Origin of the sequence: Sutterella faecalis, assembly GCF_006337085.1 — a bacterium.
GTDB classification, from domain to species: Bacteria; Pseudomonadota; Gammaproteobacteria; order Burkholderiales; family Burkholderiaceae_F; genus Sutterella; species Sutterella faecalis.
Genome location: NZ_CP040882.1, coordinates 1,125,113 through 1,143,351 on the forward strand (window position 1 = coordinate 1,125,113; position 18,239 = coordinate 1,143,351).

10 protein-coding genes are annotated in these 18,239 nt (G+C 58.7%); 3 read left to right on the plus strand and 7 right to left on the minus strand.

The window, feature by feature from the left end:
* Positions 1-251: 251 nt before the first annotated feature.
* The 6 genes from FG381_RS04475 to FG381_RS04500 form a co-directional block, all read right to left on the minus strand.
* Positions 252-1,406: a restriction endonuclease subunit S gene (locus tag FG381_RS04475; protein WP_165697829.1), complete on the minus strand. Its 1,155-nt coding sequence runs from the start codon at positions 1,404-1,406 to the stop codon at positions 252-254.
* Positions 1,396-2,979 carry a type I restriction-modification system subunit M gene (locus tag FG381_RS04480; RefSeq protein WP_139687732.1) on the minus strand — a complete coding sequence of 528 codons (1,584 nt, stop codon included), beginning with the start codon at positions 2,977-2,979 and terminating at the stop codon, positions 1,396-1,398. Before FG381_RS04480 ends, FG381_RS04475 begins: the two co-directional genes overlap by 11 nt.
* A 22-nt stretch (positions 2,980-3,001) precedes the next feature.
* Complete coding sequence (locus FG381_RS04485; protein ID WP_139687733.1) at positions 3,002-6,223, minus strand: type I restriction endonuclease subunit R; 3,222 nt, start codon at positions 6,221-6,223, stop codon at positions 3,002-3,004.
* Positions 6,224-6,657: 434 nt separating this feature from the next.
* Positions 6,658-8,076 carry an ATP-binding protein gene (locus FG381_RS04490; protein ID WP_165697830.1) on the minus strand — a complete coding sequence of 473 codons (1,419 nt, stop codon included), beginning with the start codon at positions 8,074-8,076 and terminating at the stop codon, positions 6,658-6,660.
* A gap of 132 nt (positions 8,077-8,208) precedes the next feature.
* On the minus strand, positions 8,209-8,898 hold the full coding sequence (locus FG381_RS04495; RefSeq protein ID WP_226960335.1) for an HAD family hydrolase: 690 nt from the start codon (positions 8,896-8,898) through the stop codon (positions 8,209-8,211).
* A complete protein-coding gene (locus FG381_RS04500; RefSeq protein ID WP_139687735.1) occupies positions 8,891-9,907 on the minus strand; it encodes an RluA family pseudouridine synthase in 1,017 nt (338 codons plus the stop codon). The genes FG381_RS04495 and FG381_RS04500 overlap by 8 nt, the downstream gene beginning before the upstream one ends.
* A 1,526-nt stretch (positions 9,908-11,433) precedes the next feature.
* Here FG381_RS04500 and FG381_RS04505 point away from each other — a divergent pair.
* The 3 genes from FG381_RS04505 (at position 11,434) to FG381_RS04515 (ending at position 17,405) form a co-directional block, all read left to right on the plus strand.
* Positions 11,434-14,931, plus strand: a complete 3,498-nt coding sequence (locus FG381_RS04505) for an Rne/Rng family ribonuclease (RefSeq protein ID WP_139687736.1) — start codon at positions 11,434-11,436, stop codon at positions 14,929-14,931.
* Positions 14,932-15,135: 204 nt separating this feature from the next.
* Positions 15,136-16,659 (plus strand): glutathione ABC transporter substrate-binding protein GsiB, encoded by a 1,524-nt coding sequence (gene gsiB, locus FG381_RS04510; protein ID WP_139687737.1) that lies wholly within the window; start codon positions 15,136-15,138, stop codon positions 16,657-16,659.
* A gap of 140 nt (positions 16,660-16,799) precedes the next feature.
* The gene (locus tag FG381_RS04515; protein ID WP_139687738.1) at positions 16,800-17,405 is read left to right on the plus strand and encodes an HD domain-containing protein; all 606 of its coding nucleotides are present in this window, start codon (positions 16,800-16,802) and stop codon (positions 17,403-17,405) included.
* Positions 17,406-17,489: 84 nt separating this feature from the next.
* Here the strand turns inward: FG381_RS04515 and FG381_RS04520 are convergent, their stop codons facing one another.
* Complete coding sequence (locus tag FG381_RS04520) at positions 17,490-18,209, minus strand: dihydrofolate reductase family protein (protein WP_139687739.1); 720 nt, start codon at positions 18,207-18,209, stop codon at positions 17,490-17,492.
* Between the last annotated feature and the right edge of the window lie 30 nt (positions 18,210-18,239).

Consider the following 18,239-nt stretch of genomic DNA (forward strand, 5'->3'; position numbering starts at 1 on the left):
TTCTTCTTCATGAGTAAGGGATCGGACGCCCAGGCGCCCGCGCCCCAACGCATGTTTCTTAGGAAGCTCCTTTCATCATGCCCGCGCCGGGAACGGGCCGCATAGGACATATATCTATGGAGAAGCGCAACTCTTGAGCGCACACAGCCAAGATCCGCACTCCTGATTAGGCAATGCGAAATGGAGCCGTCAATCGAGGAGCGCTTCCATCGGAACGAGATGGATGTTTGAATGCGCTCCGGCCTCAATCTTCAGCGACGATGTGCGGCCTGCTGGATCATCGCAGGACAGGCCTGAGCAAGCTGCGCCTTGGCTTCATCAGCAATGCTGCGCGCTTCTTCAGCACAGTGATAGAGCGCGACGATTGCTTGCTGCATCTCGATTGGCGGCAAAGGAATTTCAATCTCACAAAAACGATCCCAATCGAGATTGGAGCGAACACTAGAGTCACTTTTAAACCAACCTTGGCGATCCATCTCCATTGACTTGAAATTCAAGAAAAAATATTGCGTCAACAGAGGTTTTGAGGCATCCAGTCGGAACGTCGTATAGGCAGGAGAAAGGAGGATATCCGTGTTTTGTTCCCATAATGCAATGCGAATGCATACATCTCGCCCCGTCTGCATTCCTGAGAAGACCATTTCCCCTTGCTTCAGAACACTGTATCTGGTCCGTTCAACGTTCCCTGTGTTTGCAGCTGTAGGCACTATTTGCTTATCTCGATTGACCCCCATAAAAGGGAGTTCTCGATCTTCAGAATTTCGCCTCGTGAAACTTTGGATGTAACCACCGATTTTCACCATCGGCCACTTCTCTCTGCATTCAGCCACACACGCCTGTGCCGTAGCCTCAAGCGATTTCAGTAATGCTTCGTTCTCCTCAATGAGTGACGTCAGCCCTTTATAGGCCTCCACGTATGCCCTCTGCACCTCGATTGGCGGCAAAGGAATCTTCACCCGGCACATGTCGTCCCAGTTGAAGAGCTCCGTGGCACTGCCCCATGAATTGCTCCGGACATATCTGTCAAATTCATCACGCAAGAAATAGAGATAGAGGTAGCACGCTAAAAGCTCTGTTTCTTTTTCCGATTTCACCCGGAAAGCTACGTAATCTTCCGTGAGAATGAACGCTCGCTCGGTCATGTTAAACCCAAGACCTAGGCGCTCCCCATTTCTGGTGGTCCGTCGATTGAAAACGAATTCTTGGGGTTGAACCACAAGAAAAGTTTTGAGCGATCGTCCTTCGATATTGGCGCGGGTCTTCATGAAGCCTTTTGTATTTGACACGCCGCGCACATCATCGACTCCATACTCATCCGAAATATTGAATCTTTCCACGCGCGTTATGTAGCTTCCGAGAGTGACTCGAGGCGCAATTTTCACCTGCTTCAAAAGCTCAGAATTCATAGCCAAGCTCCTTGAAGGCATGCTTGAGCGCTTCCTGATTGGCCTCCTGCCGCTTTAGCAGGCTCGCGACGGTGGAAGCCGTGTCGCTCATGATCTTTTCGTAGTCGATGTCTTTATCACGGTCTACAAATTCAATGTACCGGCTCGGCACGAGCGAGAAGTCGTTCTGCTTGATCTCATCGAATCCTACTGAGCGATAGAGCTCCGGTTCGGCATAACTCGCTCCGTCCGTCCCTTCGCCCTGCCAAGAGTGATAGATCTTTGCAACCTGTTGAATCTGTTCAGGCAGGAACTGCACGTACTTCTTCTCGTAGATGTTCTGGTTCCAGGTTCGGAGGTCCACGAACAAAATCTCATGCTCGCGATTGCGCAGTTGCCGCCCATGGTATGACCCGCCTTTCTTGTTCTGATTCAGAATCCAGAGCGTCACGCCGATGTCGGTCGAATAGAACATCTCGCGCGGCAGAATAATGATGGCCTCAACCTTGTCGTTCTCGATGAGCTTGCGGCGGATCTCATAGGTATCCGAGTCGCCCAGAGCACCATTCGCGAGGAGAAAGCCCGCAACACCGTTCAAGACGCTGAGCTTCGAGAGCATGTGCAGAATCCATGCGTAGTTCGCATTGCTCACGGGCGGCACCCCGTAGCCTGCCCAGCGAACGTCGGTCGTGAGCTCGTTCTCCGTTCTCCACTTCTTCAGATTGAAGGGGGGATTGGCCATGATGTAGGACGCCTTCAGCGTTTTGTGCTGATCGTTCGTGAAGGTCGAAGCCGCGGTGTCGCCGAGGTTGTACGAGATCCCGCGCACTGCCAGGTTCATCTTTGCGAGCCGATAAGTTTCCGGCTGACTTTCCTGCCCGTAGACCTGAACGGCCTTGGTATTGCCTCCGTGCGCTTCAACGAACTTTGAGGCCTGCACGAACATGCCACCCGAACCGCAGCACGGGTCGTAAATCGTCCCGTCATAAGGCTCAATCAACTCGCAGATGAGTTCGACGATGCTGTGCGGCGTATAGAACTCTCCTTCCTCCTTGTCCGCATTGATGGAGAAGGCCTGAAGGAAGTACTCGTACACCCGGCCGATCAGATCTTTCTCGTGAAAGCGCTCCTCACTGATCTTGTTGATCTCGTCAATGAGCGCCTTGAGCGTCTTCCCTTCGATCCGGGATTCCGTGAAAAGCTTCGTCGGAAGCGCACCACGCAGGCTCGCAATAGCGGCATCAAGGCTCGAAGTCATCTCGTCGATCGCGAGCGGAAGTCTGGCGCTGTCGGTAGAGAGGAGGCGCTCCCAGCGGCAGTCCTCCGGCAAATAGAACACCCCGTCGCGCTGGTAGAAGGACGGCAGTTCAAGGAAGCGCTCCTCCGGGAGTCCCTTGGCAGCCATGTCAGCCCTGATCTTTTCTCTCTGGCGAACGAATTTCTCCCCGATGAATTTCAGGAACACAAGCGTCAGGATCATGTCGCGCCGCGTCGCAAGGCTCGCCTTCCCTCGCAGAACATCCCGGCAATTCCACAACACATCCTCGAGCTTCAATTCCACGGGCTTCTTCTTTGCACCTTTCGTTCGTGCCATCTCTTCTTCCTAGCTGTTTTGTTCAGTTGTTGTATGTCTTGAAATTGCGCACCTGCTCCATCACCCGGCTGAAGACCTCCTCATCCCACTCGGGCGGATAGCCTTCCTGATAGAGCAGAATCGTGAGCTCTGCCTGCAGATCTGCCTTCAGGTTGTCATTGTTCAGCCAGTCGGCATACACGGCTGAATTATCAATGAGTTCCTTAATCTTGCGCGCCAGCGTGAGGCATCGTTCGTCCGGATATTCAAAGCCGTGGGCTTCGCGCTGGTCCACAAGAATATCGTAGAAAGCCTTCTCCTCAAAGGTGATGCCGAGGCGCTTGAACTCCTCGCGATCCTTCCGAAGCTGGCGGAAGAGCGAAAGCACCTCTTCAGTCAGGTCGTTGAGGCGCTTTCGCACAACCTCCTGGATCGAGTTGACGGTCTGCGACGCCACCTCGTTCGCAAAGACGAGCTTGTCCCGGGCGTTGTATTGATCCACAACCTTCTGCAGACGTTCGTCAAAGCGCTGGGCCTTCAACTGATTCGTCCTGCCGTATTCCCGAATGGCCTTCTTGAGCGACTTGACGAGGAGCTGAAATTTCGTGTGAGGCAGCTTGATCTTGCTGAGCTCGTCCGTGAATTTGTCGGAGAAAAGCTCTTCCTCGCCTTCGGCATTCAGAACCGTTTCAATGCCGGTGCACTGAAGGGCCTCCGACACCATGTTTTCGACAACATGGTTCATCGTTTCGAGGCTTTCCCCCGAGCTGCTCGTCTTGTCGTTGAGTTCGAGCACAGCCATGAAGAATTGCGCCCACGCACTCTCTTCCCTGCTCAAGCGCCCTGCCGGCTGGAGAATGCCGTAAGCCGACCTGAGGCGGCGCACATGGCCTTTGAAGACGGTCTGGAAGGAAGTTTCCCCCTGAGGAGGCTGCGACAGCACGAATTCCGAAGCTTTCTGCAGCGTGAGAAGCCTCGCCATCGGATCTCCGGCGAAAAAGTCCCCGGCAGCAAAGCCGTGAAGCAGCTCCTTCAGGATCTGCAGCTCATTGGCAAAGACCGCATACGTGACCTCAATATCGGCAGGCAGCTCCTCATTTCCGCCGAACTGCTTCAGCGCACGCTGCATGTTCTCGCGTATGCCGATGTAGTCGACTATGAGGCCGTATTCCTTCCCGGGGTATTTGCGATTGACGCGCGAAATCGTCTGAATGAGCGTATGCCGCTGCAGAGGCTTGTCGTTGTAGAGCACGGCTAAGCAAGGGACGTCGAACCCCGTAATCCACATATCAACAACGACCGCAATGCGGAAGTTTGAGAGCGGCTTCTTGAATTCGCGGTCAAGCATCTGCCGGTGCGCCTTGTCGCCCAAGAGATCAAACATCTCCTTCGGGTCATTGATCCCGCGCGTGGCGACCATGTTCACCATCGGGAGGCTCTGATAGCCTTCAAGCTCCGCCTTGAGCTCTGGCGTATTGAAGGCTGATTCATCGGCCGCGCGCTTAGGCGCGAACCATTCCGGACGAAGCGCCTTGAGCTTCTGCAGCAGGCGATAAGCAATGGGCCTCGACGAAGAGACGATCATGGCTTTCGAGACGGTGCCGGCATGCTCGGCCGCATAGCTCTCATAGTGCGAAACAATGTCTCCCGCCATGCGTTCGAGCCGATCGTCATCCGCCAGGATCACATCCAGCCGGCTCATTGCCCGGCGGCTTTTCTCAACCTTCTCCGCATCCGCACCTTCTTCCTCGCATTCAGCGTAGTAAGCCTCAATCTCCTTTGCTTTCTCAGAATTCAGAACAATGCGGGCAAGCCTTGCCTCATACTTGAGCGGCACGGTGATGCCGTCGGCTACAGCCTGCTGCATCGTGTATTTGTCGACGACGGGCCCGAAGACATGGACCGTGTCTTCAATCGGAGTGCCCGTGAAGCCCACAAACGTCGCGTTGGGCAAGGCGTCATGAAGGTACTGCGCAAAGCCGAGCTTCACGAAGGCGCCCGCCTTCTCTCCCTTCCTGCCGTCCTTAATTTCCAGACGCTCTCCGAGATTAAGCTGCGTGCGGTGAGCTTCGTCGCTGAAGCAGATGATGTTGCCCCGGCGGGAGAGCATCCCCGTCGTCTCGCAGAACTTCTGCACCGTTGTGACAAACACGCCGCCCGACTGACGAGCACGGAGCTCGTTCTTCAAGTCCTCACGACTCTCGAAGGCGCGAATAGACTCATCGCCCAGAAAATCAGTCGAAGCCTCAAAGAGCTTCCCTGCCTGCGTCTCTAGGTCTTCTCTGTCGACGATGATGAGAATTGTCGGTGCGAGCGACGTCCGCTTGATGAGGCGCCGAGCGAGAAAAAGCATCGTTAAGGTCTTGCCGCATCCGGTTGCGCCGAAGTAGGTGCCGCCTTTCCCGTCTCCGCCCTTGCTGCGAAGGTGCGTCAGAATGCTCGCATAAAGCTTTCTGACGGCGAAGAACTGCGGATAGCGGCAGACGATTTCCAGCTCCTGCTGCTGACCTTCCTGCACATCCGGGAAATACACAAAATCCCTGACGATCACGAGGAGCCGCCCCGGAGCCAAAGCCCCCTTTACGAGCGACTGAAGCTCTCCGAGTCCTGAGGCTGCGTTCTCCTCGTTTTCAACTTTCTTCCACGCGTAGTAATGCTCAAAGGGCGCACAGGTCGTGCCGAGCCGCGTACTGCCGCCGTCGCTGATCACGGAGAGGAGGCAGAACTTCATGAGAGACGGAATGTCGCGCTTGTAGCGGATGTGTATCTGCTCCCATGCACTGCTGATGGAAGCCTGGCGCTGCGCCGGATTCTTGAGCTCGATGATGCAGAGCGGAATCCCGTTCACATAAAGCAGAACATCCGGACGCCTCTCCGCGCCGAGCTCCCGAACCGTAAGCTGACTGACGGCCCTGAATATGTTCTGGTCCGGCCTCTCAAAATCAATGTAGTCCACCTGCCGGCTAGGCAGGCTTGCATCGTCGCGGTCAAAGACGAAGCCATTCAGGCACAGCTGCCCCACCGAGCGCAGAGCCAGGTAGTCTGTATTGCCGCCCGTATTTCTCAGATTGAAGACAACGCGGCTTCGCTCCTCCCCCGTAAAGTCAGGATAGCGCCGGCATAGAAAGGCATTCAGATCCTCTTCGAGAATCGTATCGGAATACTTGCGGTGAAGCTCATCGCCGCGGGAGCAAAGCCACCCTTCAGCTTCAAGAAGATTCAGCGTGGCGGCCTCATACTCAGACTCGCAGTATCCGACTCTCATGCACCCTCCGAAAAGATCGTGATGGGTGATGCGCCGCCTCACCCTCTGGAAAGACAAGGAAGCCCCCGGCGTACCGCCTGTCTGCGCAAGTTTTTTTTTGGATAACGCTTTAAACGTTTATCGGTAAGAAATCGCTGCGGAACTTTCGAACCCTATATTGCTCTGTCCGCAGGCTTGACGCTGATGACGAGGCGTTAGGAAAAGCAAGTCTTCCTGGTGGCCGCTCTGTCTGCTTATTTCTCCAACATCTTCGTGGCTACCGTGGCTGCCGGGGCTTCCTCGACCCCCACTCATTTCTCAATTGAGGGGTCATGACTAAGTTTAAATGGAGCGGCGCGCCATTGCGAGCTTGAGAGCGCGTCATGTTCCGTTTACGCCATGCCGTTTGTTCCTTCGGGAGCTGAACGGCATCCCTCGCCTGAGCAAAGAACCTTTCAATCGAGGAGCGCTTCCATCGGAACGAGATGGATGTTTGAATGCGCTTCGGCTTCGTTCTTCAGCGCTTCATCAAAGCCGCTCCGCGAAAAAATCCAGTAGGAAAAAACGGCATCGTCCGCCACCGGAAGCTGCGCGCACTTTTTCTGCAGCAACCGGAGCTCCTTCATGCCGGCTGCATCCTGCCGGTATATGCAATCTGCAGCAATGCAGCTCTGCCGCGCATCGTCGGCGCCGACGATGTCGATCTCAGCGTCCCCCGACCACCAGCGCCCAAAGTGCATCCGAGCCGCCGGAAGCTTCCCTTCGAAACGCCTTCGGAGCAGATATTCCCTGCATGCCGCCGCAAATGCTTCGTGAGCGAACGCGTCAAAGGACGGCTCAACCATCTCCCTCCACTTGAGCTGCGCCTCTTCCTGCGACAGGATGAGGTCCGGCGCATCGGCGAGAAACCGAAACCAGAATTTCTGCAGGGGATCGCTGAATCGATAACGGCCCGGTGAAGCGCTTCCCGCTTCTTCCGGTCCCGAAAAAACAGGGAATTCCCGTTCTATCAGATCCATCTCCTCGAGCACGGTCAGGTATTTCGTGAGCGTCCGGTTGTCCACATGCCTCTGCTTGGCAATTTCTCTTCTGGTTGATGCGCCCAGGGCAATCGACCTCAGAATCGCGTTGTAAGTCGAAGGATCACGGAATGCCTCACGCAGAAGAGACGGCGGCTCGTCATGAAGAAAACCGTTGGAGCGAAGCAGTTGGAGCGCCAGATTCTCTTCCATGGACCGACGGGCATCGATGCACTGCCAGTAGTAGGGAATCCCGCCCAACACCGCATATCCCTTGAAGAGATCGTCGACGTCGTATTCTGGAAGAAAGGCCGACACCGATTGAAAGGAAAGCGGCGGGACTTGCAGAACAGTCCCCGTCCGGCCGGACAAGGCGGACAAGGGACTCCGGTCGCCGAGCACGTCCTTCTCCACGCAAGGAACGTCGCTGCTCAGGAGAATCAGAAGGAAATTCTTCTTTGAAAGCACGTCATCCCAGACGGCACGGAGTTCCGGGAGAAAGCCCGGGTGTTTCTGAACAATGTGCTGAAACTCGTCAATGACGAGAATGCGGCGTCCTTCACCGGGCGCTGCAGCGCAAGCTTCAAAAGCCGCGGTCCAGCTCGCAAAGCGCACGCCGGCTTTGCCGAGCCAGGCGCTTAAAGCATCAGAAAAGCGTTCAAGCTGGTACTCATCCTTCCACGCTTTCGCCGTGTACCAGAAGGTCTCTCTTCCTTCACAGACTTTCTGAATGAGCGCCGTCTTTCCCACTCGTCTCCGGCCGCAGACGATCACCATTTCCGCGCGAGGGCTCCTGCAGGCATCTTCGAGCGACCTGAGCTCTCCGGCACGCCTATGGAATTGAAGCCGGTCCATCGAAGAGCACTTCCTTTCCCGCAGATCGTAATCTGGCAGATTACGATCTGCCAGATTGTGATCTGGGAAGAGATGCCGGGAGCTCAAGGGTCTTCCTCTCGATTTCTGAGGGAAACCCGCCGCCATTCGCCTTCAGCTCAGTCCGAGAACCCGGGCGAGCTCCTCTGCATCGCGGCAGAGGGCCACGGGCTTCTCGCGTTCGAGCATCTCAGCCGTCATCGCGCCGTAGGTCATGCCGATCGAGCGGCAGCCCCAGGCATTGGCCATGCCGAGGTCGTGCGTGGTGTCGCCCACCATAATCGTGTCGGCGGGATCGATGCCGGTCGCAATGGCGACGGCTTCGAGCATTCCCGGATCGGGCTTCGACGGGTTTTCGTCGGCCGTTTCCGTATCGGCAAAGTATTTTCCGAGTCCCGTCGCTTCCAGAACCCGATTGAGGCCGCGCCGGCTTTTGCCGGTGGCAATCGCGAGCGTGACGCCGCGCTCATGAAGCGTTCGAATCACATTTTCTATGCCGGGGAAGAGGTGAACCTTTCCTTCCTCCGGACGATAGCGCTCAACGTAGTAGGCGCCGAACTGCGGGAATTCTTCTTCCGGACAAGTGGGCGCAATGATCTTCATGGCGTCGCGCCAGCCGAGACCGATCACTGAACGCGCTTTCGTGGCCGACGGCACCGGAAGCCCCATCTTTTCCGCCGCATACTGAATGCTGATCGCGATGGCGGCGGTTGTATCAAGGATTGTGCCGTCCCAGTCGAAAACAACGAGCTTATAGGGGCCGGCCGGCGGCACTTTCCCGGCGGAATTCATTTCGTCAGTCATTGGTTTTCTCCAGAGCACGGATTACCTGAGCGAGTTCTTCGGGGAGCGGCGCCTCGATGTCGAGCAGCTCGCCCGTAACGGGATGAATGAATTTGAGCTTCCAGGCATGAAGGAACATCCGCTTCAAAGGGGCGCCGAGAAGCCCCGCGGCAAGCTCCTTATTGAAGGCGAAGTCGCCGTACTTGTCGTCGCCTGCAAGCGGAAAGCCTTCCGAGAGCGCATGAACGCGGATCTGATGCGTGCGGCCGGTCTTGAGTTCGGCGTCGAGATAAGTGACGACGCCGAAGCGCTTCAACACCGTGAAGATCGTGTGCGCGCTCATGCCGAGCGCGGAAACGCGCACGCGCCTTTCTCCCGAAGAGAGGAGATAGCGCTCAAGCGGCGCCTTCACGTGGCGCCGTTCATTCACCCAGTCTCCCTTCACGAGGAGCTTGTAGTGCTTTTCGATGCCGCCTTCCTTCATGAGGTCGTGCATGCGTACGAGCGCTTTCCGGGTCTTGGCGATCACGATGGCGCCGCTCGTTTCCTTGTCAAGCCGGTGGCAAAGCTCGAGGAAAGGCTCTTCCGGACGCGTTGCCCTCAGGCGCTCGATCAGGCCGTGCGCGATTCCCGATCCCCCGTGAGCGGCGAGCCCCGAGGGCTTCATGACGATCAGGAGATGCCGGTCCTCGTGCAGGACTTCAAGCTGCCCCTTGGCAAGGGGCGCCGCAGGGGCTTCGGCTGCCGGGGAGCGCTCAGCAACGCGCATCGGCGGCACACGGACGACGTCCCCGAGCTTCAGCTTCGTTTCTGCCTTCGCGCGGCTTTTGCTCACCCGGACCTCGCCCGCCCGAATGACGCGATAGATATGACCCTTGGGCACGCCGCGCGCAAGACGCATGAGGAAGTTGTCGAGCCGCTGGCCGTCCGAATCCTCGCCGATCTCGATGTAGCTCACCCGATCCGACGGGAGCGCGCGAACCCGTGATGAGGCGAGCGGCTTAATTTCGGCCTTGGTTGTGTCTGTCATATCCTGTAGTGCTTATACTTAGGGGCTGTCGTTCGAAGTCGGCTTTTCCGCTTCGAAGCGATCGAGAGCATGAGCGGATGAATCCGCACGCGCAATGCGGCCGAAGCGCGAAAGCTTCAGCCGGCGCGGAGGGTCATTTTCTCACGCCTCACAAAGGATTTGTTCCTTCGTTCATCCGGAACGATTTCCGCCCGAAAAAGGCGTCGAGGATTCCTGTGAACGAAGGAGGCAGAGTTTTTTTGACGCGGCGGCGCAGTGCCTGAAAAAGGAATGCGGCGCCGCAGGCTCGGTCCGTGAGGATTCCTGCGTTGAGCTGTTGAGCGCTCAGGCAGGATGAATTTCGGGCTGATGCCGCAACAGGCAAAGTTTTTTTTCGTTCGCCATCCGCTCTGACATGCGCTCCAGAAAAGCGCCGGAGAGAAAACGCAAGGCACCCTGTCCCCTTGAGGTCCGTTCTTCGGAAATCGGGTTCGGGCGAGCTGAAAGCGCGGAAGCTTTCGCGCTTGCGGATTTTTCTTCAGGAAGAGACGGACGCCCGGAAGATTCCTGCAGACCTTTTCTTTCAATGAGGAAAAGCGCCGGAACGCTCCGAGCCTGAAGGCAAATGAAGGATTCACTTTCCGGCAATTTGATCCCTCCGACCGCCTCTCAGCAGGTCCGATTGCGGCTTTTGCGTGCTCCCGGGGGCGAAGCTAACAGAAATGCTTCGCTGCACTTTGGTTGAGCTCAGCCGTGAGACGCTCCTGCGGAAAACTTTGAGGCCGACTTTTCGGCCCTGAGGCGAGAGGATCCATTGATGCCGGATTGCTGAGTCCCTTCATCCTTTCGGGCTCGATGAAGCGCTTTCACCAGCGCCCTTCAGTCCCTGAAAAGAAAGAGGCTCGCGGAACCTCCCTCCGATCGTCCGGATTTTTCTGAAGAGAGTCCCTCGCGCAGAATGCATTCTGCTTTCTGCTGGCTCCCGATCCATTTCAGCTTGAATGGGCTTCCCCGGGGCTTGCAGCGGGCCTCATGCGGCTTTCCCGTCCTTTTCTGATGCATGAATGAGCGCCTGGCTTTTCGTGAGTTTTGCCGGCAGATCGTGAGGGATTGAGCCCCTTCCCGAAGAACTCCCCGCTTGGGTTCGAAGCTTCTCACTTCAAAGAGAAGCCCTTCAGAACGAGCGGCAGAGGAAGTTCTTCCGGTCGGATGTGACTCTCCCCAAACCGTTCTTTTCCTTCGCATCCCGCGTCAATTCGTTTCGGGACCGAAGGAAATGAGCGCAACACATCAGCCGGATAGCGACGCGGCAATGCGTTTTTGAGAGAAGTATTTCTCCCGTTGCGCCGCGCAGGGGGCTTCAGCTTGAGGGAAGCTTCCTACGACTTTTTCTCAGAAGATGAGAGAAAGAATCGTTTCGCAGGAATACCGTCAGGCACCCTCACGAGACGAATGCCCTGAAATGCTTCAGGGAAAACCTCCTGCCTTCCGTTGCGGCACGCCACAGTCCGCCCGCGGCCAATGGGCGGCGAGGAGTGAAATCCCAAATGAAGCGCATGCTTTTCAATGCCACGCATCCCGAGGAAACGCGCGTTGGCATTGTCGACGGCCAGAAGCTGATCGACATCGACATTGAGACTGCCGGCCGCGAAGCCCGCAAGTCGAACATCTACAAGGGCGTCGTCACCCGCATCGAGCCCTCTCTTGAAGCCTGCTTCGTCGACTATGGCGAAGAGCGTCACGGGTTCCTGCCCTTTAAGGAAATCTCGAGGAGCTACTTCGCCGAAGGCGTCGACGTCCGCATGGCGACCATCAAGGAAGCCATCCGCGAGGGTCAGGAGCTCATCGTCCAGGTTGAGAAGGAAGAGCGCGGCAACAAAGGCGCCGCACTCACGACCTTCATCAGCCTCGCGGGCCGCTATCTGGTGCTCATGCCCAACAACCCGCGCGCGGGCGGCGTCTCGCGCCGCATCGAGGGCGAGGAGCGTCAGGAACTGCGCGAAGCAATGGACAAGCTCGACATCCCGAGCGGCATGTCGACCATTGCCCGCACTGCCGGCATCGGCCGCACGACCGAGGAGCTTCAGTGGGACCTCAACTACCTCCTGAAGCTCTGGAATGCGATCGTCGACGCTGCGCGCCCGCAGTACGAATACGTGACGGAAGAAAACGGCCGCAAGGTCCGTTCGGTCTCGTCCGAGCCCACGAAGAACGGCAGAAGCGGCAAGTGCCTTAATCCCGCTCCCTTCCTCATCGTTGAGGAATCGAACCTTGTCGTTCGTGCCATTCGCGACTACTTCCAGCCCGAGATCGGCGAAATCCTCGTCGACACGGATGAGATCTACGAGCAGGCGCGCCAGTTCATGGCGAACGTCATGCCCGACATGGTCGACCGCGTGAAGCGCTACCGCGACGACATTCCGCTCTTCACGCGCTTCCAGATCGAGCAGCAGATCGAAACCGCCTACTCGCGCACCGTTCCGCTCCCCTCGGGCGGCGCGATCGTCATCGACCACACGGAAGCGCTCGTCGCGATCGACGTCAACTCCGCCCGCGCCACCCGCGGCGCCGACATTGAGGACACGGCCTTCCGCACGAACTGCGAAGCCGCGGACGAAGTCGCCCGCCAGATGCGCCTGAGAGACTTGGGCGGCCTCATCGTGATCGACTTCATCGATATGGCCGAATCGAAGAACCAGCGCGCGGTGGAGCAGCGCCTGAAGGACGCCATCCGCTACGACCGCGCCCGCGTCCAGACGGCAAAGATCAGCCGCTTCGGCCTGATGGAGCTCTCGCGCCAGCGTCTGCGTCCGGCCCTCTCCGAAGGCAGCCACATCACCTGCCCGCGCTGCAACGGCGTCGGCGTCATCCGCGACACCGAGTCCTGCGCGATCCAGGTGCTGCGCATCCTCCAGGAAGAGGCCATGAAGGAAGGTACCGGCGCCGTTCAGGCCCAGGTGCCCGTCGATGTCGCCACGTTCCTCCTCAACGAGAAGCGTAACGACATCACGAAGCTCGAAGCGCGCCACCGCGTGCCGATCGTGCTCGTTCCCAACACCTACCTTGAGACCCCGCACTATCACATCGAGCGCATCCGTCAGGACGACGAGCGCCTCGATACGCACGTTCCGAGCTTCGACCTCGCCGAGGAAATCGAAACGACGGCCGACGACCCGTACGCTCAGAAGTCTCAGGAAGAGAAGCCCCAGCGTCCCAAGCAGGTTCCCGTCATCAAGAACCTGATCGAGCGCGACCCGGCTCCCGTCCATGCGGCTGAAGCCCAGAAGGAAGAGAAGGCTCAGAAGCCCGATGCCGGCAAGGTGAAGCAGCTCACTCCGGTCACGCCTCAGAAGTCCCTCTTCCAGCGCATCATCGCCTTCTTCACGGGCGGCGACAGCACGGAAAAGAAGACCGAGGAGAAGCCTCAGCAGAAGCCCGCTGAAAAGACGGACGAAAGGCGCCGCACCCGCGGCGGCAGGAACGACCGCCGCACGCGTTCGGGCCGCACCCGCACGGAGCGCACCGAACGTCTCGAGCGCGCGGAACGGAGCGATCGTTCTGAAAAGACGGAAAGGTCTGAAAGACCCGAGCGTTCGGAACGTACGGAACGCGCTGAACGCACGGAGAAGACCGAAGGCCGCAGCCGCAGAACGCGCACCGATCGTGCGGACCGCAGCGAACGCACGGAACGCGCCGAGCGCGCGCCCCGCACGGAGCGCACTGAGCGCAGCGACCGCGACGATCGTCGTCAGGAACGCCGCACGGAGGAATCCGCTCGTCCGGCCGAAGACATCGCGACCATGACGGCAGAAAGCCTTCCCGATGCCGTGAACCAGACGGAAGTCGAAGCGCCGGTCTTTACGGTCGAACAGGAATCGGGCGACGAAGAGCGTCGTTCTCGCCGCCGCCGTTCGCGCCGTCGTCCCGCGGAAGATGAAGCCCTGGCCGACCGCATTCCGGAAGCCGAGGAAACCCAGGAAGGTGCGGCCGCTCCTCAGCCCGCACTCGCCGAAGTGATTTCGCTCGACGAAGGGATCGTTGAGAGCGACAAGGCTGCCGAACAGTCCGAAGCCCGCGAGGAATCGGATGAGGAAGGCGCCCGCCGCCGCCGTCCGCGCCGCCGCCGTCGTTCCGGCCGCGGCGCTGAGGCGCAGGAAGGCGCTGAAGCGCAGTCGGCTCAGCCGGCAGAACCCCAGGGGCTTGCCGCTGAAGTCGCCCAGCAGCCCGTCTGGACGCCTGCTGCGGAACCGCTCGTGCAGATCGAAACCAAGTCCGCGGTCTCTCAGGCCGTCGAAGGCGCCTTTGCCGGCGCTCAGACGGAAGGCAGCGCTCACGACGGCGAACGCCGCCGCAGCCGCCGCTCGAGAAAGCCCCGCACGGAAGCCCAGGCCGACCGGATCCCCGAGGCGAAGGAAACGAAGGAAGGCGCTGCCGCCTCCTCGCCCGTCCTCGCTGAAGTGATTTCGCTCGACGAAGGGATCGTTGAAGGCGAGAAGGCCGCTGAGCGCGCTGAGGTCCGCGAGGAAGAAAAGCCCGCAGCGCCTCAGGAGAAAGCCGTGAAGGCGCCCGAACCCGAAGAGAAGCTCATTCAGATTGAGACCCGCAAGGCTCCTGAAGCGGCTCCCGAGGTTCCGGCACCAGAAGCGGCTCCCGCGACGACGCCTGAAGCGCCGACGAAAGCTGCTGCAGCTGCAGCGGAAGCGCCTGCCGCACCTGCTGCGGAACCTCAGACTGAGCATCCCGCGCTCACGGGCTCCATTGCAGAGGGCCTTGAAGATAACCTCCGCTCGGCAGGACTCGTGCAGGTTCACACTGCAAAGCCCTCGGCGGCCACGGGCTATGAGCCCGTGGTCCAGCCCGGCCGCGTGGTCGAGCACGCCGCAGCTGAAGCCGAGGAAGGCCCCCTCACGCAGGTTCACACGAAGCCCGAGCTCTGCCGCCCGGTCGACTATGCCCCCGTCATTCAGCCGGGCCGCAAGGTCGAGTCGAGCGTCGAAGCCTCTGAAGCCGAAGTGCTCGTGCAGGTGGAAACGAAGAAGAACTAAGGACTAAACCCTGTTCTTTTTGCGGCGCCCCGAATGTTCGTCACATTCGGGGCGCTTTTCTATGCGGTAAACGCAGCATTCCCGCGGCGCACGGTCTACTCTGAGGGAAGCTTTTCGCGTGACGAGAATGAAGTGAACGTTCTTCCCGACCTCCCGGGCCCCCTTCCTCATTCCTCGCACGTTCTTTTCAGAGGAGTTTCATTCATGACCCGTTTTCCCAAGGCTCTTCTCGTCCTCGCGCTTGCGGGCGTCGGCGCCGCTGCTTCGGCAGCAGAAATCACCGTGAGCGTTTATTCCGCCTTCACGACGCTCGACCCCTACGATGCAAGCGACACGCTTTCGCAGAACGTTGCCAAGTCCTTCTACGAAGGCCTCTTCGGGTTCGACAAGGACATGAAGCTCCAGAACGTTCTTGCCGAAGGCTATGAAGTGAGCGACGACGGCCTGGTCTACACCGTGAAGCTCAGAAAGGGCGTCAAATTCAGCGACGGCGAACCCTTCAACGCCGCTGCGGTCAAGGCGAATTTCGAACGCGTCATCAATCCCGACAATCACCTCACCCGCTACACGCTCTACAAGAACATCGACCGCATCGAGGCGGTGGACGATTACACCGTCAAATTCCATCTGAAGGAAGCCTTCTCCGCCTTCATCAACCAGCTCGCGCATCCGAGCGGCGTGATGATGTGCCCGAAGATTCTCAATCTCCCGAAGAAGGACATTGCCTTCAACCCCTGCGGCACCGGCCCCTATACGCTTGAGAAGTACAACCCGGCCGAGTACCTCATCGTGAAGAAGAACCCGAACTACTGGCAGGCGGGACTCCCGAAGCTCGAGCGCATCAACTTCCGCCCGGTTCTTGAGGACGCCACCCGCGTTGCGATGCTCCGCACGGGCGAAGCCCAGTACTGCGACGTGGTGCCCCCTGAACAGGTCGAGCGCTTGAAGGAATCGAAGGACATTGTTGTTTCCGTGTCGCCCTCGATCGTGCAGCGCCAGATCTACCTCAACAACACGAAGAAGCCCTTCAGCGACGTTCGCGTGAGAAAGGCCTTGAACTACGGCCTCAACAAGGAAGCGCTCGTCAAGGTCCTCTTCAAGGGCTATGCAGCCCCCGCCACGGGCGTTGCGCCCAAGGGCATCGACTATGCAACGCAGTTCGGCGCCTGGCCCTACGACGTGAATAAGGCGAAGGAGCTCCTCAAGGAAGCGGGCTACCCCAACGGCTTCACGGCCACCCTCTGGGCGGCTTCGAACTCTTCGGCCAACCAGAAGCTGCTGCAGTTCCTGCAGCAGCAGTATTCTCGCATCGGCGTTAAGCTCCAGGTCCGCGCTTTGGAAGCCGGCCAGCGCGTTTCGCTCGTGCAGTCGGTGGGGCCCGATAAGAGCCAGATGGAAATGTTCACCTGGGGCTGGTCGGCTTCGACCGGCGAACTCGACTGGGTGCTCCGTCCGCTCCTTGCCACCTCGAGCTTCCCGCCCGCCAACTCCAACTACGGCTTCTACAGCAATCCGAAGGTTGACAACGCGCTCGTGGCTGCTCTGAAGACCACGGACCGCACCACGAAGCAGAAGATCTACGACGAAGCGCAGAAGATGATTTGGGAGGACGCGCCCTGGGTCTTCCTCACGGTCGACCATGACATCTCCGCGCATGCGAAGAACCTCGTCAACTTCCACAGCCTCCCCGACGGCGGCTTTGAATTCCTCCGTGCGGAACTGAAGTAATCCGTATCCGTCATCCGGATTGAGTGCGTCCCGGCATTTCCTTTCGAGAATTGCCGGGACGTTTCTTTTGCGTCATTTATTCGCGCAATACCGGGCTAACATAATGTCCTAAAGACTTGCAATACCTGAGGACACAGACCATGCCGCTTCTCAATACTCCCCGCATTGCCGCCGCCTTCGCGCTTGCCGCGAAAGTGCATGAAAACCAGAAGCGCAAAGGGACCGCAATTCCCTACATCTCGCATCCGATGGCCGTTGCCTCGCAGGTTCTCGTCTGGGGCGGCTCCGAAGACCAGTTCATCGCGGCGCTTCTTCATGACGTGCTCGAGGACGGCGGCGTCGAATATGCGGAGACGATTGAAGCCGATTTCGGACCCAATGTGCTCCGCATCGTTAAAGCCCTCTCCGACGCGCTCCCGAAGGCGGGAGAAAAGAAAAAGCCCTGGGTGGAGCGAAAGACCGAATACCTCGCGCACCTCGCGGAAGCCGACGACGAAGTACTCCTCGTCTCCGCCGCCGACAAGTGGCATAACCTCTCTTCGATCCGTGATGATCGGCTCAAAATAGGCGACGAGGTCTTCAAACGGTTTGTGGGATCAACGCCCGTCCTTGAAGAGAAAAAGCGCCTCACGCTCTGGTACTACCGCGAGGTCGTGAGGATCTATCGCGAGCGGAGCGTCGCGGGTGCGGATGCGCTCGAGCGCATTTTCCGGGAAGTCGAAGGCGACTCTGCGCCGCAAGCGTAAGAAAGAACGTCCGGCCGGAAGCATGCATTACGGTCCTCGCGCACGGGTGCGCGAGGACTTCACATTTTTTTGAAAGGTTCGACGTCAGTCGTTCTTCACATTGTAGTGAAGCCACACGGCGCCGCCCTCGAGCGTCTCATTGTCGAGGAGCTTCAGGTGAGCTCCCGCCCCCGGCAGCTGATTCTCCTGCGCCTTGACGCCGAAAATCGCCGCGGAACCAAAGAGCGCATCGAGTCCCGGATAGACGATCACGGAAATCTCGTCGATGAGTCCGGCCGTCAGGAAGGCGCCGTTGATGATGCCGCCGCCCTCAAGGAGAAGCGTCTTCGCGCCGAAGAGGTCTTCAAGGGCCTTAAGCGCCGGCGCCAACTTTTCGCGGTTGCTCCCGCCCTCGCCCTCAAAGACGTAGGAAACGCCGGCGGCGCGGAGCTTTTCGAGGTGGCTTTCAGCAACCCTGGCCCCGAGCACAAGGACGAGATGCTCGCCCGTGGGGAGCGCATTGATTTCGGGAAGGAGCTTTCCCTTCGGGTCGATTGCCACCGCAATCGGGCGGCCTTCGCGGTTACCGACAAAAGCGGGGGACTGAGGCGCATCCGCGTCGCGAAGCGGCGCCGGGTCGCCTTCCTTCACCTCGTCGCAATAGTCCGACATCGTGGTCCTGCCCACGATCCAGCCCTGAGCGGGGAATCGCTTCGCCACGCCTTCATAGAGCGTCGTTATGTCCGCAGGTTCCTGAGGCGAACCCCAGCGGGAAGGATAGAGGCGCCCGTCGACGGACGAAATCATGTGGCAGATGATCTTCATATTTGTTTCCCATGAATAGAGAGCTGATTT